This window comes from Halocola ammonii, from assembly GCF_049334165.1.
Classification (GTDB): Bacteria; Bacteroidota; Bacteroidia; order Flavobacteriales_D; family Sanyastnellaceae; genus JBEGHD01.
Genome location: NZ_JBEGHD010000007.1, coordinates 158,764 through 179,013, shown reverse-complemented (window position 1 = coordinate 179,013; position 20,250 = coordinate 158,764). Strand labels below are relative to the sequence as shown.

The window sequence follows — 20,250 nt, the reverse complement described above, 5'->3', positions numbered from 1 at the left end:
AACTCACACAACTTGTATGCTGCGTCAACTGTCGATTCAAAACTACGCACTGATCGAAAATATTGAGGTAGAACTCAGCAACGGTCTCTCGGTAATTACCGGAGAAACCGGTTCGGGAAAATCTATCATTCTCGGTGCTCTGGGCCTGATCATTGGCGAAAGGGCCGACACCAAAACACTGAGAAACCCCGAAGTGAAGTGCATCGTGGAAGCTCACTTTGCCATTGGCGAGTTTAACCTCCGTAAATTTTTTGAGGAAAATGATCTCGACTTCGATGAGGAAACTGTGGTTCGAAGAGAAATCTCTCCTTCGGGCAAATCACGTGCTTTCATAAACGACACTCCGGTGCGGTTAAATGAGCTCAAAGCCTTCGGCAAGCAGCTCATTGACATCCACTCTCAGCATCAAAACTCACTTCTTTATGACAGGAGTTTTCAGCTCAGCATCGTGGACGCTTTCGCACAGAACGACACGGTTCTGAAAGAGTACAGCATTAAGTTTTCTTCTTTTAGAAAGCTGAAATCCAGGCTTAAAGATCTGGAAGAAAAGCAAGCCCAATCTGCGCAAGATGAAGATTATCTAAATTTTCAACTGGAGGAGCTTGATGAAGCCAATTTGGACAACCTCAATCTCGAAGAAATTGAAGAAGAGCTGCAGACTTTAAATCACGCTGAGGACATCAAGTCGTCTCTTGCCAGGGCTTTTTCCAAACTTGATGAAGATGACTTTTCAGTTGTTGTGAATCTGAAAGATGCCTCCAATGCGATTGGCGAAATCAGTCATCTCAGCAAGAATTACCAGAGCCTTTCTGAAAGGCTAAAGAGTGCCTTGATCGAAGTTCAGGACATCGCTTCGGAAATTGAGCAGACGGCTGACCAGGTAGAGTTCGACCCGGAGCGCATTTCACTTCTCACCGATCAGGTAAATAAGATTCATTCACTCGAACAAAAACACCGCGTCTCTGGAGTTCAGGAACTAATCGAAACTCGTGAAAGTATTCGTGAGAAACTGGATAACACGGCCAATCTCGAGGGAGACATCGAGACCACCAAAAAGGAATTGGCAAATGCGGAACGTGAACTTGCCAGAGTTGCCAAAGACCTTTCAGAAAGAAGAAAGAAACAACTTCCCAAGGTGAAAAAAGAGGTGGAAGAAATCCTGTCTTTTGTGGGAATGCCTCATGCTGAGCTAAATCCCGAGATCCGCGAAAGTGAAAACTACGATGCTCTCGGAAAAGATCACATCGACTTTTTGATTAAAACTAACAAGGGCCATCAGGCGCAAACGATAGATAAAATTGCTTCAGGCGGTGAAACCTCGCGGGTCATGTTGGCACTCAAAGCATCAATTTCGCGTCACAAGGCTCTTCCGGTTTTGATTCTCGATGAGATCGACTCTGGTGTTTCGGGTGAAGTCGCCAGCAAAATGGGAGAAGTGATGAAGGAAATGAGCAACAACATGCAGCTCATCACAATCACACATCTGCCTCAAATTGCAGGAAAAGGGAACCACCATTTCAAAGTCTATAAGTTGACCGACTCAAACTCGACTTCTACCTACCTCACCCCACTCACAGGAAACGACAGAGTGAAGGAAATTGCTCAAATGCTCAGCGGTGAAAAAACAACCGAGGCTGCAATGAATAATGCCCGAGAGCTAATGGGCGAGATCTAAAGCAAAAAAAATCGGAATCAAGCTTTTCGCTTAATTCCGACTTTCAATTTTTTCTTTTCAAATTTTTAGAAGCTGTACTCAACGCCAATTGACGGCATGAATGGCAGCTGGTCAACTCTGTTGTTTGTCACACGATCGATGTAGAAGACATTCGAGCGGCTGTAAACATTTGTCACACCTGCAGTCACCTGCATCTCTGTTTCGTTTTTGAAAGTGATTTGACGCTTAACGTTCAAATCCAATCGGTGATAGACAGGAAGGCGACCTTCATTGAGTCCTGCGTAGAGAATGCCTAGTTCGTCAGCATTGTCCGTCACGTAATCAGAATTGATTCCCTGATTGACGTTGGGAATTTCGTAGTAACCTTGAGTTTGGGTGAATGGCAAGCCCGAACCGAGGTTCCAGCGAGCACTAACCTCCCAGAGGTGATCTTTTCCGAAAGCCTGAGAAGCCACCAGGTTGACGTTGTGTCTTCTGTCAAACACTGGCGCGTATTCGCGAATTCCGTCCCAACGAGTGATTTTCCCCAGAGAGTAAACCACCCAGAAGTAAGAATACTTTTCTTCGTACTTGATGACAACATCCACTCCCCGGGCCAATCCCGACTCCACGATGTAGTCCTTTGTGAGAACTTCTGGCTTATCGGCATTTGCAGGAGTGTCATTAAATATCTTGTTTCTGTTGATGTTTGTCAACTGCGTGAAATCCTTGATATATCCTTCTACATTCAAGTTGATTTTCTCTGTAATGTCAAACTCAAAACCGGCAATGTAGTGGTTGGCAGTTTGCAACGGATATTCGATTTCGCGCACTTCTCCGTCTTGCTCGTAGAATTCATCCTGAAGATTCTGTGGCCCCGAGAGGAAGCCATAAAACAAGTTTACAACATCTCTATCGCTGTTAGCAGCGATGATGTTTTGAGAGTAACGGCCCACTGCACCTTTCACTCTAAATCGCTCATTCACGTTGTATTTGATTCCGAGACGTGGTTCAGGAGAAAACTGAGTGAGTGATGCATAGTATTGCAACCTGAAGCTCGGTTCAAGAATGAGGTTTCCAATGGTCTTTTTGTAAACGAGGTAACCACCGAGTTCGGTAGTGTTTTCCACTTGCTGAACCTTGAGACCAACAGGGTTGACAGTTTGGAAATCGGTTTTTCTTCCAACTACCTGAAGTCCGTAGCGGATGTTGTCTTCCCCTTTGAGGTACTTAAAGTCGAGCCCGAAGTTGAACCCACCGATCTCTGATCTTCTTGTGAGGTCGCGTTGAAGGCTTTCTTCATTCAGCGAAACAACATAATTCGAAGCGGAGAAGTTACCAGAAATCAGCATTGGTGACCCAGAAGGAATCACCACAAAATTACCACCTGCACCGTAGTTTCTCCAGTTTAGATCGGCAATGCCTCGATAGCGTACGTCATCGGTAAAGTTGAAACCGTAGAGATTAAACTTACTTCCGTTAGACCCGCTAAAAGTAATTTTACTGTAGATGTCAGTGAAATTGAAAGGCAACCCGTCCTCATCGATGTAGCTGTATAAAAACTTGGAGCTTTCTTCCAGGTAGGAGTGCTTCATGGAAACGAGGTAAGAAATCGAGCTTCCATTCTCTGCTCTCTTCTTGATGGGACCTTCGAGCAAAAGCTTGGCAGCAAAAGGGCTGATACCAACTTTTCCGGCAGTTTCTACAGAGTTACCATCGCGTGTTTTGATATCCATCACAGAGGAAATTCTTCCTCCGAACTCCGCATTGAATCCTCCGGTGTAGACATCGGCATTTCGAATGATATCCGTGTCGAAAACAGAGAACAAACCGATAGAGTGAAACGGTTGATAAACGATCATCCCGTCCATCAACACTTTATTTTGAACAGGAGATCCACCTCGAATGTAAAGCTGTCCACCCTGGTCACCAGTGAAAACCACACCAGGCAAAACCTGCAAGTATTGCGCGAGGTCGGGCTGGCCACCAACTGATGGTAGCTGCTTAATTTCTTTAGGCCTCACGGTCTCCACAGACATATTTACTTCCGTTTTCTGCTCCTGTTTTTCGGCAGAAATCTCAGCACCTTCGAGCTCAATCACACCTTTCTTCAGGTTGAAGTTTTTACTCTTCACCTTGTTGTCTACGATTTCAATTTCCTCGGTAAATTTCTGATACTCCACTGAAGAAATAATCAAAGTGTAAGTTCCAGCCGGCACATCGGTAATGGAGTAGTAACCATTCACATCTGTGGAAATCCCGAAAGAAGTTCCTTCGAGCACCACGTTGGCAAAAATTACTGGTTCACCATTTGATTCATCATACACAAAACCACGGATGGAGCCTTGAGAAAAGGCTGCCAGTGTTCCCAGGAGGAGGAAACAGAGAATACTAAGTCTTTTTATCATTCCTTACACGTCTAAAAACAGGTTTAAATCTCGGACCGAGACGGGCAAAAGTAACAATTAAAGCGTGGGATTTTGCTTCTCACAGTTCTGCCAGTCGCCAATTTTTGAGCAATCTTACATTTCTAACGAGTACCTAACGCAGATTAATCTTCAAATTGCAGGCTCATCTTTTTTATTCGGTCTTCGAGCTTCTCGCTGCTGAGCCTTTCTCTGAGCCGATCAACCATGATGGGGAAAGAAAAAGGTGTGGGTTTTTGTGGAGATTTCACTATAATTTTCTGTTTACCGATTCTTTCCATCGCTTCATGAAAGCGCTGGAATTCCAACTCAAACTCGAGCACTTCATCGTGTGCTTGATTGAGGAGCAAGTTGGAGGGATCGTACTGTTCGAATACATCGTAGAAAAGCTGCGAAGAACTCTGCAGGTGTTTTTCTTTGACCGCCTTGCCGGGATAGCCCTTGAAAACGAGGCCGGAAATGCTGGCAATGTCGCGAAACTTTCTGCGGGCCATCTCCGATTCATTGATGCTCGCCCTTAAATCTGCATAGAGGTTTTTGGTTTCAAAAACACCTTCTTCAATGGCTTTCTCGATAGGGATTTCAGAATCGCTCAGCAGCTCAAATCCATAATCATTGAAAGCGAGAGAAAACGAAATGGGCACCATTTTAGAAATTCGATAGGCAATCAATCCTGCAATTCCCTGATGAACAAGCCTACCGTCAAAAGGATACATTAAAACGTGAAAGCCTTCTCTTGTAGTGAATTTTTCTATTAGAAATTCGTCATCGAGAGGCACATGCGAGCGATCTTCCTGGAATTTTAAGAGTGGTTGGACTTTTTCAAGCTCCGGATCTTTCAGTTTATTGTTCACCATGGCCTCAGTCAATTTTCTTCTCAGCATGTGGCTCATGTGCGATGTCAATGGCAATCGACCTCCTTGCCACGAAGGAATTTGCCCTTTCTTACTTTTAGATTTCTTTACGAGCGCCTGCATGTCCTTTATCCGGATGAACTCCAGACTTCTGCCGGCAAACCAAAAGACATCTCCTTCTTTGAGTCGAGAAACAAACCACTCTTCTACCGACCCTATAAACCCGCCTTTTAGAAACTTCACTGCAATCATGCTGTCGCTAACGATGGTCCCCATATTGAGTCGATGTCGCATGGCAGTTCTTCTGCTTGTCACGAGGTACTTCCCATCTACAATCTCCACTTTCTTGAACTCATCGTAGGCACCCAATGATTCACCTCCGGAGGTAATGAAAGTTAGAACTCTCGTCCACTCTTCTTCTGAAATATCTTTGTAGGCGTGCGTGGTTTTCACTTCTTCGAAAATCTCTTTCTGATCAAATCCATCGGAAACAGCCAGCGTCACCAGGTACTGGCTTAAGACATCAAATGAGCGCAAGTAAGGCGTTCTATTCTCGAGGTAGTTTTCAGCTATTGCCTGTCGCAGAGCAGCAGCTTCGATAAGTTCAAGAGAGTTGGTTGGCACAAAATGAATCGTACTTTTTTGGCCGGGAGCATGACCTGATCTCCCCGCTCTTTGCACAAATCTGGCAACGCCTTTAGGACCGCCAATTTGAACTATTGTTTCCACTGGCCTAAAGTCAACACCGAGGTCGAGACTGGATGTACAAACCACAGCTTTTAGCCGACCTTCGTAAAGCGCCTCCTCCACCCAGTCGCGCATTTCACGACTGATGCTTCCGTGGTGCATGGCGAGAACTCCTGCAAGGTCTGGCCGGGCATCGAGCAGTCTATGAAACCAAATTTCAGCTTGAGATCGAGTGTTTGTGAAGATCAATGTGGAGGTGCTGCTATCAATTATCTTTGCCACCTCTGGCAGCAACTTAATGCCAAGATGTCCAGCCCAGGGAAAGCGTTCCACCTCATCGGGCATTACAGATCTCAGCTCAATTTCTTTCTTTATGTCGGCTTTGATGAATTTTCCTTCCTTCGACCGGTCTGTGCCAAGCAAGACATTTCTGGCTTCATCGAGATTTCCAATAGTTGCCGAAATCCCCCAAATCCGAAGTTGATTACAAACTTTTTTTAGTCTGGACAGCGCTAATTCCATCTGCACACCGCGCTTGGAGCCGATTAGTTCGTGCCACTCGTCAACCACCACCGCATCCAAATTCTTAAAATAAGAGTCGTATTTCTTTTGAGCCAAAAGCAGGTGAAGACTTTCGGGGGTAGTGATTAAAAGTTCAGGTGGCGACCTTTTCTGTTTTGCCTTTTCAGCCTGAGGCGTATCTCCAGTGCGAATGGCCACTCTCCATGGAATTTCATTTTCCTTTAAAAAACGATCTGCACTTGTCTTAATCTCTTTAGCCAGGGCTCTGATTGGCGTTATCCATATAGCTCTAACACCTTTCAACTTCTTCCGTTCGGCCTTCAAAACTATGGGAACCAATAATGAATAGGTTTTTCCACTTCCAGTTGGCGCATTCACGATGCCATCCCAACCATTGAGGTAAGCATCCCAGGTTTCGGTCTGAAATGGAAAAGGCTTCCACCCCCGACTTTCAAACCAATTTTCAGCAGAATCTAAAATCTTTTTCAAATTTCAATAACCTTTCAATCGACTGTCAACAAAGTGATTTAGGCGATGTTTCCAGCGGCTAATTTGATTTACAGTTTGAATCATCGTAATTTTAGGCATTGAATTTGAATAATTGGCGTGAAATCAGAAAATAGATAACCATGAAAAAAGTATTACTGGCCTTTTCAATTTTATTAATGATCGGAAGTATCCAAAAAGTGGATGCACAACGACCTGAGTACGATGAGCTCCTTAAGCTCATTGTAGATGAAGATTTTGAAAAGGCATTGAGAAAATGCGAAAACTACCAGATGGATGATGACACCAGGAAAGATCCTGTTCCTTACATCTACATGAGTATGGCTTATTTCCACATGTCTAAAAAGCCGGAATATTCAGAAGAATATCCAAAAGCATTTAAAGACGCGCTAAAGTATGCAGCTCGTTTCCGCAGAAAAGACCGCGACAACGAATACATGGGAGAGTTTTCACGCTATATGTCGCAGCTTCGCGAAGTGGCAATCGTAGAAACCAATGCTCTGCTCGACCAGGAAAAGTTTATTCAAGCAAAGATGTTTTACAAATATCTCGTAGATATTGATGAAGAAGACATTGGAGCTCACCTGATGATGGCTTACACACTTCGCAAATCCAGATCCAAGAGAGATGCTGAAGAGTCGGAAGCCATGGCCAAAAAGCTAATGCAGGAAAAAGGAATTGATCACCTTGGTCACGAACAAAAGGATTTTCTCAAATATGCTCTTATCGTTTATTCTGAATACATGGATAGCGAGGGCATGAGATCTCAGGCCGAAGATCTATTGACTCTTGGAAAAGAGTACTTTGAAGACGATAAGGAATACATGGTGACCTACAATACAATCGTAGGTTAAGTTTTTCCAATGAAAATAGTTGATAAAGGGGCTTCGGCCCCTTTTTTTGTGCGCTCTTACGCCTTACTTTTATTTTTGTAATTAGCCAATCTATATAATCGAAAGTTGACACCATCTTCTGAAATATTACTTGTGGAAGACAACCCTCAGGATGCCGAGCTGACGCTCCTGGCATTGAGAAAGGAAAGTCTCGGTGACCACATTACCGTGGTTAAGAATGGTGTTGAGGCCATAGAGTATCTCACCGGAAATACTGATAACAGGGCCACAAGGCTTAGTCGGTTGAAACTCGTGTTTCTCGATTTGAAGTTACCCAAGCTCAATGGCTTTGAAGTCCTGGAGAAGATCAAGACTGATAAATCACTCAGCACGATTCCAATTGTTGTCCTCACCTCATCTGCAGTAGACAGCGACATTGAGAAAGCCTATCGCCTGGGTGCCAATAGTTATATCGTAAAACCTATAGAGTTCACAGCCCATCGAAGAGCGGTAATCGAAGCTGCTCATTACTGGTTAAAAGTGAATAACACGTTAAATTAGAAATGACAGAAATTAGTTCAGCTACTCATAGTTTTTTGTTTGTGGACGAGGAAAACGCTCCACTGAGAGTCTTGCTGCTCGAAGACCTCAGTACTGATGCTGAATTGATAAAGCTCCAACTTCGCAAACTTCAGGTCGAAAAAGAGATTGAGCATGTTAAAGACAAAGATGAGTATTTACATGCTTTGGCTACCTTCAAGCCACACATAATACTTTCGGACTACACACTTCCGCAATACACCGGAATGGAAGCTCTGCAAGACCTTAAAAGCATCAACTCCTACGTTCCTTTCATAATTTGCACCGGCTCACTTAATGAAGAAACGGCAGTGGCCTGCATGAAAGCCGGAGCCGATGATTACGTGCTGAAAGACTCGATGGGTCGTCTTCCTTCTGCCATTGAAAATGCACTGGAAAATAAAAAGACACTCGTCCTCAAAGAACGCGCTTCGTATGAACTCAAGAAGAGCGAAGAAGACTTTAAAGCATTGGCAGAAAGTGCTCCAGAACAGATTTACAAACTGAATAGCAATGGGGTTATTCTCTATGCCAATCGCAAACTCTCCAACGTCAGTCGCGAACAGTTGAAGGGTCGTAAGATTTATGATTTTATCATCGAGAAAAATCACGACAGACTGAAAACCAGCATTGAGACCTGTTTCGAAACAGCGCAAAAACAAAAGATCGAAATAGAGGGAGAAGAAGATGATCCCGAATCGAAGTGGTACATGTGCAGTATCGGACCTGTGCTGAAAGATGGCAAAGTAGACGCTGTTGTTTTTATCCCGGCAAACATCACTCAGAGGAAAAGAGCCGAACTGGATTTGCGCGATCTGAACGAGCGGTTGCATAACCTAACGCAGCACCTCGAAACCGTGCGAGACGAGGAAAAGAAAAAAATTGCGATGGAAATCCACGACCAGCTAGGCCAGGAACTTACTGGTACCAAGCTTGGTCTCTACTGGATGCAACAACATCTCAAACAAAAAGGCCTGGAAGAGGCTGACTATGATCAGCTCCAGGAAAAGATCGAATACCTCATCAATTTGAGCACGCAAACCATATCGACCGTCAGAAGAATTGCACACGAACTTAGACCCGTGGTTCTCGATGACATTGGATTGATTCCGGCTCTCGAATGGCACGTGGAGAACTACAAAAAGTCCCATGAGATCAATTGCCACCTTCGAATAGATACGGGGGACATGACATTTGGAAAGGATTTCTCTACGGCCATCTACAGGGTGACCCAAGAGGCTCTTACCAATATAGCTCGACACGCGAAAGCAGAAAATGCTTATATTAAGTTTTATAAAACAGCCGACAAACTCCACCTTGAAATAGAAGATGACGGACAGGGAATGGATCTCGAGAAAGCTCGAAAATCAAAGAGCATGGGACTATTCGGTATCCGTGAAAGAATAAAAAAATGGGATGGTGACATCCACATTGAGAGTGGTCATGAGGATGGCACTCAAATTCATATAAGTTTCGAAATAGAAAACCTCAAATAAAAGCTATGCAAACCAAAGTAGTAATTTGTGATGACCATAAAATAGTTCGCGAAGGACTAAAGCAAATCATCAGTTCTTTCAATGAATTTGACATCATTGCCGATGACATTGCATCCGGTGAAGCATTGATTGGTTCTCTGCGCAAGGAAGTGCCAGACATTGTGGTTTTAGACATTTCGCTGCCAGGCCGCAGTGGACTTGAAGTGCTAAAGCAACTAAAGTCGATGCATCCTGAAATAAAAGTTTTGGTGCTCAGCATGTATCCGGAAGATCAATTTGCTATTAGAATGCTGAAAGCAGGTGCCAACGGCTACTTGCATAAAGACAGTGCTCCAGAGGTTTTGATAACAGCTCTTCGCACTATCCGCGATGGAGGTGAATACCTGAGCCCGCAGATTACGAAATTGCTCTACAGAGAGATGAGCAACGACCACACCGACCTACCACACAAAACACTTTCAGATCGGGAGTACGAAGTTTTGCTTTACATCGGTGAAGGAAAAACGATAAGTGAAATTGCGGCTCAGCTTTCGCTCAACGTGAAAACTATCAGCACTTATCGAACCAGAATTTTGGACAAAATGAATCTCGACAACAACTCAGATCTTGTGAAGTACATCATGCTCCACGACCTGGCTGTAGGTTCTTAACGTTCATGATTTTAAGTCCATTTCCTGGTGTAGGATTTATCTGACACACCATGAAGACGCAATCCTATAACCTTTCGTGAATCACCTATCTACATTTGTATGGCAAACCTTAAGAGTGTTAAAACAAACTTAAAGAGCCATGATAAAAGTTGTAATATGTGACGATCATAAAATCGTGAGAGAAGGATTAAGACAGATCATCAGCAATTTTGATGATATCCAAATTTTGGCTGACGACATTGCCAGTGGTGAAGAACTCCTTCAAAGACTTAGAAAGGAAACACCGGATCTTGTAATTCTAGACGTGTCCCTTCCTGGGCGTAGCGGACTGGAAGTTCTCAAGCAGATCAAAATATTTTATCCAGATATGAAAGTGCTCGTACTGAGCATGTACCCGGAAGACCAGTTTGCAATCCGAATGTTGAAAGCCGGAGCAAACGGATATCTCCATAAGGATACCGAACCTGAGATGTTGATTGAAGCCATTCGCACGATCCAAAACGGTGGAGAATACCTGAGTCCGCAGATTACAAAGTTGCTTTACAGAGAAGTGAACAATCAAAATCAGGACCTCCCTCACAAAAATCTATCCGATAGAGAATATGAGGTGATGCTCGCAATTGGCGAAGGAAAGGCCAACAACAAGATTGCAGACCAGCTAAAATTGAGTGCAAAAACTATTAGCACATACAGATCGCGCGTACTGATGAAAATGGGAATGGACAACAATTCCGACCTCATCAAGTATATTTTGATGCACAATCTGGCACCGATTTCTGAAGTGTAGGTGAGTGACTACGCTTTTATAATTTTTATCCTACAAGTCTCACGTTTGTGAGCTGACACGCGCAAAATTATTTGACGATAATTTTGATTAAAACTAAAAACTAATTTATAACCTAATTTATCCCGACAGTGAACACTTTTACTAACGGAGTTGACCTTGCTACACAGAATCAACAAGTGAATATTCTTCTGCTTGAAGACTACCTGCTCGATGCCGAACTTGTGAGTACTCAGCTTAAAAAAGGATTTCCCAACTTCAATATAAACCACGTCTCCAATAAAGAATCTTTTGAGGAAGCACTTGAAAGAGACAAGCCCGATGTAATCCTTTCAGACTTTGTTTTGCCTCAATACAACGCACTTGAGGCGTACGCCAAAATGAAAGATCTCGGATTGTCTATTCCATTTATTTTGGTGACTGGCGAGCTGGATGAAGAGGCGGCAATAGATTGTATAAAAGCCGGAATTGACAATTACGTCATCAAGAAGTCACTTACAAGACTCGGAATGGTGGTTTCTCAGGCTCTGGAGAAGAAACGTTACGAAATTCAACGAGCAAAATTTCAGGAAGAGATTGCTCAAAGCGAAGCGAGATACGCAGCTATTTTCAACAACGCTGGTGTAGGTATTTGCGTTTTCAAAATGAACTCCTCAGACTCTCAGGGCAGCACAAAGGAACTTTACCGCCTGAGATTAACCGAGTGTAACAACGAGGCTATTCAGCTTTTTGAAGCTCAAAGTAAATCTGATCTCGTTGCCAATTTCGATAAAACCCTGGAAGAGGATAGCTTGCCATTTATGAAAGCCATTGCAGGACTTTACGATGGTCAGAGTAGCGAGCAAATATCTCTCGAGGCAGACTTTCTAACCCTAAAAGAAAAGAACCTCAGACTCAAAGTCAAAGTCAATCGATCACATCCAAGCGACAGTCTTTTAACGGTGAGCTTCATCGATATGACAGCGATTAAGCGCTCGGAAGATCGGCTGCACCGCGTTATGAACCAATTGGAGCAGACTGTTGAGATAAGGACTAATGAATTGAGCCGGGTTAATGAAAAACTGAAGGCAGAGGCCAAATCGCGACAATTGATCTCTGACCAGCTTCGCGACAACTACATTCACATGACCGAAGGGATTATCGCTGCAAAACGTATCCAGCAGTTGATGCTTCCATCAGAGTCTCAAATTGCCTCAGGTTTTGGTGATGCATTTGTCTACCTGAGACCACTTGACATCGTTAGCGGAGATTTTTACTGGTTCCACAAAAAAGGAAATAAGTGCTGGATAGCAGCAGTAGATTGCACAGGCCACGGAGTTCCAGGAGCATTTATGAGCATGGTAAGTTCCAAAATCCTCAATCAGGTGATTAAGGAAGAAGAAATGGAGAGTCCGGCAGAGATCCTACAGGCACTCGACAATTACGTGATTACTGAGCTCAAACAACACGATACCGAAACTCAGGTGAGTATGGGAATGGATATTTCTCTTTGCCTGTTTGATTTTGACGAAATGGAGATGCGTCACAGCGGAGCTCTTCAAACGGCATACTTTGTCAGAGATGGCGAAATTGAAGAACTGCGTGGAGACAGGCTTTCAATAGGCGGAACTTTTAAAGTTGAGCATAAAAAATTCACTGAACACGTTCGCCCACTAGCTAAAGGAGACAGGATTTATTTGCACACCGATGGTTTCACAGATCAATTTGGCGGCCCCAAGAACAAGAAGTTTACAAGAAAAAGATTCAAGCAACTACTGGCAGATATTCAGGGTTGCAGCTTCTTTGACCAGGAGTCGAGCATCAAAAACAGCCTTCAGGACTGGAAAGGAACCTACGCTCAGGTAGATGACATTTTGGTGATGGGAGTGGAAATTTAAAACTTCGACCTCCGGCCTTTCTTGAGTAGAACTTCTTTCCAAAAAGAGGCTTTATTGACCGAGAAGTAAGTTTTTTGCTGCGGTCCAAAGGAGCGAAAGAAACGCTCTACTTCAGGAATCATTGAGCCTTCAAAGTCAAATATTTTTAGCCCTAAAGACTTAGCTCGCAGCATCGAACTCCAGATGCCCAGAGGGCCGGCACCTATGTTTTCAATCTTTTGGTCGACTCCTCCGAGTATGTAATATGCTGCTTGTTGATCAAAAACACAGACGGCTACTCCCAGTGTTTGTTCCCTTTTCTGAGTAAAGGTCATGAAGCTGTTTTCCGGGGTGAGAAAATCCGAGAAAATTTTGTCGAGCCAGTACTTTTCAATTTTTGCAGCTTTCCTCTCCAGATTTTCAACGATTATCTTTTTAGCCAATTCAGGATCGTGCGACTGGTCAATTTCCACACCGTCTTTTTGCGCTTTGCGGATGCTATTTCGGGTTTCTGGTGAAAAGCAATCAAACAGTTCCTCTTCACTCCTTTCCAGGTCGTGAATATAAGTGTACTGCGGCACGATTTTAAAGTCATTCCAGCTAAAAGGCTGCAAATCCTGCAAGCTTTGTGGAAGTGAAACTGTTACGATATTTTTTCGGGCAAGCTCAGCAAGTTTGTCGGCCATTGCCCGCACCACTTTCTTTTCTTTACCTAACCGCTTTGCCGGGTTGGTGCCGGAGTTTACAAAGACAAAACCATTGTGAGGTGTAAAAGGTGGATTGCGATAAAAGGTAAATCCTTTGATCTTATCTCGAAAAAGGTAAAAGCCAGCTATCGTTTTTCCCTGAGGATCCAGAATTCCAAAGCAACTCAGCTGATCACCAAAAAGGTTCATCCACTTTTCGGTATTAAAGACACTCTGAGAATCATTGTTGCTTCTGGCAAATTCAGCAAAAGATTGAGTGGAAATTTCTTTAACCTTCATTGCGGGTAAAGATAAGCGTGTTTTGGAAAAGTGAAACACATTAGCTCCTCCATGCCTTTTTTGTTCATTTTCCCTATGTAATTTACTGACCCCTGGTGGTTTCCAAATCGCTTCCTCAAGGTAAAATGCTACAACGTAAATTCTAAAAACCACCCAACAGGTTTCGGATCATTAAAAATCAAATGAATGCCTTTGTCACATAGAGCGCAGTGCCTTTGGAAAGCATCAACTTTAAATACTTATTTCACGGGGAACCTTCCAAGGATATTCTAATTTAGCATTCGATTGTAGAAGAGAATGTTTCAAGACTTAAATCTAAAATCAAGCTTCATTAGATCTGTTATGGTCCTCACTTCTGGGACCGTAATAGCACAGGCCATAAGTTATGCTGTCACTCCTCTTTTAACGCAGTTCTTTTATACACCAGAAGACTTTGGCGAGCTGGCCATGTACATTAGAATCACAGCCTTTATCACTGTAATAGCGACAGCTAGATACGAGTTGACTATTCCGTTAGAAAAAAAAGACAGTCATGCATTTCAATTATTTTGGCTATCCTTAAGAATAGCCTTTTGGACAATTGTTGCAACCATTCTCATAGGTGCCATCTATTGGGTATTTAGTGGTGTAAAAACTGATACACTTTTCTATTTGCTCTTGATTATAGCCGGCTCTGCTTTCATGATTTTCAGGAACATCGCTAGCAATTGGGCTATTCGCAAGGAGAATTTCAAAGTCATTTCATATTCTAAAATCCTTCACTCATCGACCGCCAATGGCTTAAAACTGGTCGCAGGTCTGTTAAATTTCGGGGCGATTGGTCTCATCATTGCGACAGTAATTGGCGTAATAGTATCGTGTACTTCATTCCTAAAGAATTTCTTCAACGTTTCGAGGTCTGAAGAGAACAATCGATCGGGAGCCAAAATGAAGGTTTTATCAAGGCAGTATCGTGAATTTCCCAGAGTAAATCTTCCTCATTCACTTCTAGACCATGGCAGAGAATTACTCATTGCATTCTTTATGATTGAATTTTTCACTGAAAGTGTTTTTGGATCCTATGACTTGTCATTCAGAATGCTAAGACTTCCCTTGATGCTGATAGGAACATCAATTGGCCAGGTCTTCTTTCAGAAAGCTTCTAAGATGTATGCTGAGAAAAGGAAAATGTATCCAACTCTTAAGAAAACTGTAGCATTACTGTCTGCTCTTTCCTTAATTCCTTTTTCAATTGTCTTTTTCTTTGGTGAACCAATTTTTGTATTTGTTTTCGGTGATAACTGGGTGCTTGCCGGTCAAATTGCAGAAATCCTGGCACCCTGGCTCATGATCAATCTTGTAACGTCTCCTATATCAACGTTACCGCTGGTATTTAAAAAGCAAGTTCTGTTTTTCTGGCTAGGCTTAGTCAGCACAATTATTCAGGTAATTGGATTTGGAATCCTTCCTATTCTTCAGTTGAAAGGATATTTTGACATCATTTCGATGTTCTACATCATAAGTCTGTCAATGACCTTTTACCTTGTGATTGTAACCATTATTAAATTTCGTCTAACTTTAAATTATGACCGCAATCAAGCAGTTGAGAACTGAAGCTTGAACTCAAATGATTAGTGATAATTGAAAACCTTTAAATATTATTTCAGTGCTCAGAAGAATTTATAGGAACTTTTTATTTAAGCGTGCCTGGAAAAGATATAAGGCTTGTCAGCCTAAAATGGTCTATGGCGTTATAAATCAAGGCAAAAAGCTAGTCAATACTCGGATTAGCACTTCATCAACGATAAACTCTGAAGCTAATCTCACCTTAGATGATGATGTTTTTATTGGTCATTTCAATTTCATTGAAGCCTCAAATGGAATAGAGATAAAAAAGGGCACTCAAATCACAAACTATATATCCATTTTGACCCACAGTAGCCACGTTTCAATTCGGTTGTATCGTGAGAACTATAGAAATGAATCTAACCTGGTGGGCTATAAAAAAGGAAAAGTCGTTATCGAAGAGTATAGTTTTATTGGACCGCATTCCACCATTATGCCTGATACGTTTATCGGAAAGGGCTCACTCGTTCAAAGCCACTCTTTGGTGAAAGGGACTTACCCTGATTTCTCAATAATAGCCGGAAATCCTGCTGTAAGAATTGGAGATACAAGAGATTTAGATCAAAAATTTTTAGAGGCACATGACATCCTGAAAAAGACTTACTCTCAATGGGCAAAAAGCGAAGAATAATAATAGTCGGATTACCACTGTTTGCTAAAAGATTGGCAGAAGCACTCAAGCCAAGGATGGAGAGTTGGAATGTCATTCACCTGGACACATATACCAGTCGCAAGGATCAATTAAAAGGCTTGTTCCTGATACCTAAAGCAGATGTAATCTACTCAATCAACGGTACACTGAGTAAAAGTAGAGTTTTTGATATTGCCTTAAAAAACAATGTGAATTGTATTATGCATTGGGTAGGAACGGATGTCCTAAAATCTACGGAAGCCTATCAAAGTGGCATCTATAAAGAGGATTATTTAGATAAAGTCAATCATTTTTGCGAAGTCAATTGGATCCAGGACGAGTTAAAACAAATAGAAATTGATGCCAGGATCGTTAATTTCGCCTCTTTTGATAGAAGCTATGCCTTAACTGCTCCAGATAGCAATAGGCTAAGAATCTTGAGTTACATGCCCGAAAATCGCTCTGAATTTTATGGCCTACCGAAAGTAATTGATTTAGCTAAAAACTTTCCCGAAATCGACTTTACCATTGTAGGAGCAACAGCAAAAAAGTATCAACCTTTACCAGAGAATTTGGAAGCCTTAGGTTGGGTTGATGACATGGATTTTCAGTTTGACAACTGTCACGCGACTATAAGAGTTCCTCAACATGATGGATTATCTAATTTTGTACTAGAAAGCCTCGCCAGAGGTAAGCAAGTTCTATACAATCATCCTTATCCAAACTGCATCTACTGTTCTGGTCAAGATGAGCTAGAAAACGCATTGACAGAAATGAATGCCGATTTTAAAAAAGGAAAGTATGAGTTTAACCAAAAAGGGAAGCTGTTTATAGAGAAAGAGTTTAACTCAGATTATGTGTTTTCGAAATTAATTAATGAAATACATTCTATAATTGAGTAAGAAGTCAAACATTCTGCTTATCGCCTATTACTTTTCTCCAGATAAACGAGTGGGAGCTCTACGTGCAACCTACTGGTTTCAAAACCTTCCTTCTCAAATGAATTGTAATGTTGAAGTATTGACAGCTAACCCCGATACGAAGACTGACCAAGTTCACTATGTACCGACAAACCAAAAGCCGAAGATTTCCAGGTTTATAAAAGATGAAGGTTTACTCTGGAAAGAAAATTTAAAGTCCTTTTTAAACGAGGAAAGAGGATTCATTCCAGACACTGTGATCATAACAGGTGGGCCATTTATGCATTTCGGCATTACAAGTTGGTTAAAAGAAAAGTTCGATTGTAACGTAATCCTCGACTACAGAGACCCCTTTGCCAACAATCCTGGATTTCAGAATAAGCGACCAATCATAGCTGTTAAGAAATTCTTTGAGAAAAGGTTTAACAAGCAGGCAGATGCATTAATTACTGTGAACCGCTACTGTTCTGAACTCATTGAAGATTTTGATAAAAAAAGGAACGCTATCATTCAAAATGGTTTTGATGAGAAAGTCGAAATAGATTTAAAAAAGCCTGATTTGTCAGATAAACTCAATCTGATCTACACAGGTAAATTTTATTTTGATCCTATTCACTTATGTAAGGCAGTCCATAATCATAGTAGTGTTCTGAATTACTATGGAGCTGATGGTGCGCAACTTTCAAATTGCGACAAAGAGGTGAAAGATTATGGTCTCGTGACCTATAAGGAATCCATCCGTGCAATTGCAAAGTCGGACGTGGGTGTTGTTCAAACTTATGGAGAAGATTTTCAGTCGACAACGAAACTCTTTGATTACATACGCTGCAAGAAACCCATTTTGATAATATCCGACAAACACATGAATCGTGGGTCAATCCACGATGAATTGAAGGGATACCCCAACGTATTTTGGTCGGAAAACAACCAATTGGAAATTGAAAAAACATTAGTAAAAATTAAGGAGCATAGATATACAGAGCCGGATGAAGAATTTGTAAATAAGTATTCTCGAGGTAGACAAATGGAAAAATTAGTTGAGTTAATTAAAGAACTCAGTGCAAATGGATGATAGAAAACACGGTCCGCTAAGGCAGCAATGAAATGAATAGTAAAAAACGCATTTTACTTCTGGGAGACATCAATTCCATTCATTTGAAAAAATGGATTTTAGAGCTGAGCAAGCAACATGAGTTAGGAGTGTTCTCTTTCAACCCTGTAGATAATAAAAGCTGGCTAAAGGAATACAAGGATGCCGGGGTAGTCATTTTCACTCCCGAAAAGCCCAGGAAAAGCAAAATCAGTTACTTATTAAGATTTAACTTATTAACATCAGCTTATCGATCCTTTCAACCAGACATAGTACATGCCCATTATGCATCTAGTTATGGCTTCTTTGGCGCCCAGTTAAACGCTTCGAATTATTTAGTTTCTGCCTGGGGTTCTGATGTTTACGACTTCCCCAAAAGGTCCCTACTTCATCGAGCACTTTTAAAATTTGTTTTTCGAAAAGCAAAAGTGATCTTGAGTACAAGCGATGTTATGGTTGAAGAAATTCAGAATTACACGAACAAGAATGTCCGAGTTACTCCTTTTGGAATTCGGGTTGATAAGTTCACTCCAGCCCCTGTCAACAAAGACAAATTCATACTTGGAACAGTAAAAAGTCTCGAAGTGGTTTACGGTATTGATCATCTGATCAAAGCCTTCTCCATCTTCCACAAAGATTTCCCCAGCTCTGAATGTCATATTTACGGAAAAGGATCGCAGCTAGATGAGTTAAGGTCGCTCGCTCAAAAGCTAGGCGTACAAGATTCAGTTTTTTTTAAGGGATTTGTGGACCATGAAAAGGTAGCTAACGCACTAAATACTTTTGACATTTTCTGCGCTTTTTCCAGAGAGGAAAGTTTTGGAGTAGCCATTCTGGAGGCATCTTCTTGCGGATTACCCGTAATGGTAAATAATATTGGCGGTCTAACAGAAGTCGTTAAAAATAGTATTACTGGCCAAATTGTGGATGCCGAAGACCATGAACTGGTAGCAGAGAAATTACTGCATCTAGCAAAGAATAAAGAAGAACGCCAAACATTAGGTAGAAACGGACGGAAGTTCGTTGAGTCCAACTACAATTGGTCGAATAGCGTCAAAATCATGAATGATATTTATGATGAGCTCTCGTTAAAATAAGCCGAAGGTTTAGCTTTCGCTCTCAACGGCCTTTTTCTCAGCAGTTGCAGCTCTTTTCTTATCAAAATTTCCTGCCTGATACATCCGCTCAATAATCTCCACAACCTTTAACCCCTCGAGTGCATTGGTGGTGATTTTTGTTCTGCCGAGCAACGTGTCGACCACGTTCTCAATAATGTAAACGTGATTGGCAGCAGACCCCTTGTAAGCACCGTAGTCATTGGCCGGATTTGAAGGAGGCAGCTCTGGCATTTCGTAATTTTCGATATCGCAATAAACAACCTCATTCATGTACTGACCTCCGACTTTCACCGTGCCTTTCTCACCAATGATGGTCATGCTGCTCTCGAAATTTTGATTATTAACGGCAGTGCTGAAGTTAAAACTTCCAATTCCTCCATTGGTGAAATCAAAGCTCACAAAACCGGAGTCTTCAAAATCGGTTGTCTCAGCGTGTTTAAAATCCGCAAACTTCGCCTGAATATTTTCGATATCTCCGAAGAGCCAATACATGATGTCGATGAAGTGAGAAAACTGCGTGAAGATCGTTCCACCGTCCAGATCTTTGGTGCCTTTCCACTTCACTTTTCCGTAATAGCGATCATCGCGATTCCAGTAGCAGTCGGTTTGCACCATGTAGATTTCTCCGAGTTTGCCCTGAGACACAACTTCCTTGAGCCAGGCCGAAGGAGGAGAGTAACGGTTTTGCATTACACAGAAAACTTGTTTGCTGTGGTGGAGCGCATTGAAAATCATCTTTTCACAATCGGACTTGGTCAGCGCCATAGGCTTTTCAATCACAATATGCTTGTTGTGGTCGAGCGCCAGAAGTCCGTGCTTAGCATGCAGTCCGTTGGGTGTACAAATGCAAACGGCATCAATTTCCAGGTCGGCTGCAAGCATTTCTTCGGGAGTCGAAAAAAATGGAATATCGAATTCCACTCCACACTCTTCCTTCGATCGGATGTCGCACATAGCAACTAATTCCGACTCTTCATTTCGCTGCACCATCTCAGCATGTCTCTTGCCAATGTGTCCAGCACCGATTACTGCAAACTTGATCGTTTTCATTC

The 20,250-nt window shown here is 42.2% G+C and carries 16 protein-coding genes; 12 read left to right on the top strand and 4 right to left on the bottom strand.

Translation table 11 applies throughout. From position 1 onward, the window contains the following. Positions 1-16 precede the first annotated feature (16 nt). Positions 17-1,675 (top strand): DNA repair protein RecN, encoded by a 1,659-nt coding sequence (gene recN / locus ABHV44_RS09070; protein ID WP_459074362.1) that lies wholly within the window; start codon positions 17-19, stop codon positions 1,673-1,675. 65 nt (positions 1,676-1,740) lie between these two features. Here the strand turns inward: recN and ABHV44_RS09065 are convergent, their stop codons facing one another. Both ABHV44_RS09065 and ABHV44_RS09060 read right to left on the bottom strand, forming a co-directional pair. Beyond that, the gene (locus ABHV44_RS09065; protein ID WP_459074361.1) at positions 1,741-4,062 is read right to left on the bottom strand and encodes a TonB-dependent receptor; all 2,322 of its coding nucleotides are present in this window, start codon (positions 4,060-4,062) and stop codon (positions 1,741-1,743) included. Between the two features lie 143 nt (positions 4,063-4,205). Then, positions 4,206-6,632 (bottom strand): ligase-associated DNA damage response DEXH box helicase, encoded by a 2,427-nt coding sequence (locus ABHV44_RS09060; RefSeq protein ID WP_459074360.1) that lies wholly within the window; start codon positions 6,630-6,632, stop codon positions 4,206-4,208. A 140-nt stretch (positions 6,633-6,772) separates the two neighbouring features. Between ABHV44_RS09060 and ABHV44_RS09055 the strand changes: the two genes are divergently transcribed. The 6 genes from ABHV44_RS09055 to ABHV44_RS09030 all read left to right on the top strand — a co-directional run bounded on the left by ABHV44_RS09055 (position 6,773) and on the right by ABHV44_RS09030 (position 12,869). Next, the gene (locus ABHV44_RS09055) at positions 6,773-7,504 is read left to right on the top strand and encodes a hypothetical protein (protein ID WP_459074359.1); all 732 of its coding nucleotides are present in this window, start codon (positions 6,773-6,775) and stop codon (positions 7,502-7,504) included. A 105-nt stretch (positions 7,505-7,609) separates the two neighbouring features. Then, positions 7,610-8,044 carry a response regulator gene (locus ABHV44_RS09050; RefSeq protein ID WP_459074358.1) on the top strand — a complete coding sequence of 145 codons (435 nt, stop codon included), beginning with the start codon at positions 7,610-7,612 and terminating at the stop codon, positions 8,042-8,044. A 2-nt stretch (positions 8,045-8,046) separates the two neighbouring features. After that, complete coding sequence (locus tag ABHV44_RS09045) at positions 8,047-9,558, top strand: sensor histidine kinase (RefSeq protein WP_459074357.1); 1,512 nt, start codon at positions 8,047-8,049, stop codon at positions 9,556-9,558. Between the two features lie 5 nt (positions 9,559-9,563). Further along, a complete protein-coding gene (locus ABHV44_RS09040) occupies positions 9,564-10,208 on the top strand; it encodes a response regulator (protein ID WP_459074356.1) in 645 nt (214 codons plus the stop codon). 139 nt (positions 10,209-10,347) lie between these two features. Beyond that, entirely contained in the window at positions 10,348-10,995 is a 648-nt protein-coding gene (locus ABHV44_RS09035; RefSeq protein WP_459074355.1) for a response regulator, read from the top strand. 128 nt (positions 10,996-11,123) lie between these two features. Continuing rightward, positions 11,124-12,869 (top strand): SpoIIE family protein phosphatase, encoded by a 1,746-nt coding sequence (locus ABHV44_RS09030; protein WP_459074354.1) that lies wholly within the window; start codon positions 11,124-11,126, stop codon positions 12,867-12,869. On the opposite strand, the gene ABHV44_RS09025 is transcribed toward ABHV44_RS09030, so the two are convergent. Continuing rightward, on the bottom strand, positions 12,866-13,834 hold the full coding sequence (locus ABHV44_RS09025; RefSeq protein WP_459074353.1) for a peptidoglycan bridge formation glycyltransferase FemA/FemB family protein: 969 nt from the start codon (positions 13,832-13,834) through the stop codon (positions 12,866-12,868). The genes ABHV44_RS09030 and ABHV44_RS09025 overlap by 4 nt on opposite strands. Before the next feature lie 342 nt (positions 13,835-14,176). Here ABHV44_RS09025 and ABHV44_RS09020 point away from each other — a divergent pair, with 342 nt between their 5' ends. From ABHV44_RS09020 to ABHV44_RS09000, 5 genes are read left to right on the top strand one after another with little or no spacing between them, the layout of a single operon-like run. Next, a complete protein-coding gene (locus ABHV44_RS09020; protein WP_459074352.1) occupies positions 14,177-15,427 on the top strand; it encodes a lipopolysaccharide biosynthesis protein in 1,251 nt (416 codons plus the stop codon). A gap of 52 nt (positions 15,428-15,479) precedes the next feature. Then, positions 15,480-16,070: an acyltransferase gene (locus ABHV44_RS09015; RefSeq protein WP_459074351.1), complete on the top strand. Its 591-nt coding sequence runs from the start codon at positions 15,480-15,482 to the stop codon at positions 16,068-16,070. Further along, positions 16,049-16,972, top strand: coding sequence for a hypothetical protein (locus ABHV44_RS09010; protein ID WP_459074350.1), 924 nt, complete (start codon positions 16,049-16,051; stop codon positions 16,970-16,972). Before ABHV44_RS09015 ends, ABHV44_RS09010 begins: the two co-directional genes overlap by 22 nt. Next, on the top strand, positions 16,965-18,062 hold the full coding sequence (locus ABHV44_RS09005) for a glycosyltransferase family protein (RefSeq protein WP_459074349.1): 1,098 nt from the start codon (positions 16,965-16,967) through the stop codon (positions 18,060-18,062). Before ABHV44_RS09010 ends, ABHV44_RS09005 begins: the two co-directional genes overlap by 8 nt. Before the next feature lie 32 nt (positions 18,063-18,094). Continuing rightward, positions 18,095-19,177, top strand: coding sequence for a glycosyltransferase (locus ABHV44_RS09000; protein WP_459074348.1), 1,083 nt, complete (start codon positions 18,095-18,097; stop codon positions 19,175-19,177). Positions 19,178-19,186: 9 nt separating this feature from the next. Here the strand turns inward: ABHV44_RS09000 and ABHV44_RS08995 are convergent, their stop codons facing one another. Continuing rightward, positions 19,187-20,248: a Gfo/Idh/MocA family protein gene (locus ABHV44_RS08995; protein ID WP_459074347.1), complete on the bottom strand. Its 1,062-nt coding sequence runs from the start codon at positions 20,246-20,248 to the stop codon at positions 19,187-19,189. Positions 20,249-20,250: the final 2 nt, after the last annotated feature.

What these genes read in the sequence shown, in the direction of transcription:
- ABHV44_RS09040 (WP_459074356.1), top strand. Translation starts at nt 9,564, where the DNA reads ATGCAAACCAAAGTAGTAATTTGTGATGACCATAAAATAGTTCGCGAA.
- ABHV44_RS09025 (WP_459074353.1), bottom strand. Translation starts at nt 13,834, where the DNA reads ATGAAGGTTAAAGAAATTTCCACTCAATCTTTTGCTGAATTTGCCAGA.
- ABHV44_RS09055 (WP_459074359.1), top strand. Translation starts at nt 6,773, where the DNA reads ATGAAAAAAGTATTACTGGCCTTTTCAATTTTATTAATGATCGGAAGT.
- ABHV44_RS08995 (WP_459074347.1), bottom strand. Translation starts at nt 20,248, where the DNA reads ATGAAAACGATCAAGTTTGCAGTAATCGGTGCTGGACACATTGGCAAG.
- ABHV44_RS09000 (WP_459074348.1), top strand. Translation starts at nt 18,095, where the DNA reads ATGAATAGTAAAAAACGCATTTTACTTCTGGGAGACATCAATTCCATT.
- ABHV44_RS09010 (WP_459074350.1), top strand. Translation starts at nt 16,049, where the DNA reads ATGGGCAAAAAGCGAAGAATAATAATAGTCGGATTACCACTGTTTGCT.
- ABHV44_RS09035 (WP_459074355.1), top strand. Translation starts at nt 10,348, where the DNA reads ATGATAAAAGTTGTAATATGTGACGATCATAAAATCGTGAGAGAAGGA.
- ABHV44_RS09045 (WP_459074357.1), top strand. Translation starts at nt 8,047, where the DNA reads ATGACAGAAATTAGTTCAGCTACTCATAGTTTTTTGTTTGTGGACGAG.
- ABHV44_RS09065 (WP_459074361.1), bottom strand. Translation starts at nt 4,062, where the DNA reads ATGATAAAAAGACTTAGTATTCTCTGTTTCCTCCTCCTGGGAACACTG.
- recN (WP_459074362.1), top strand. Translation starts at nt 17, where the DNA reads ATGCTGCGTCAACTGTCGATTCAAAACTACGCACTGATCGAAAATATT.
- ABHV44_RS09020 (WP_459074352.1), top strand. Translation starts at nt 14,177, where the DNA reads ATGGTCCTCACTTCTGGGACCGTAATAGCACAGGCCATAAGTTATGCT.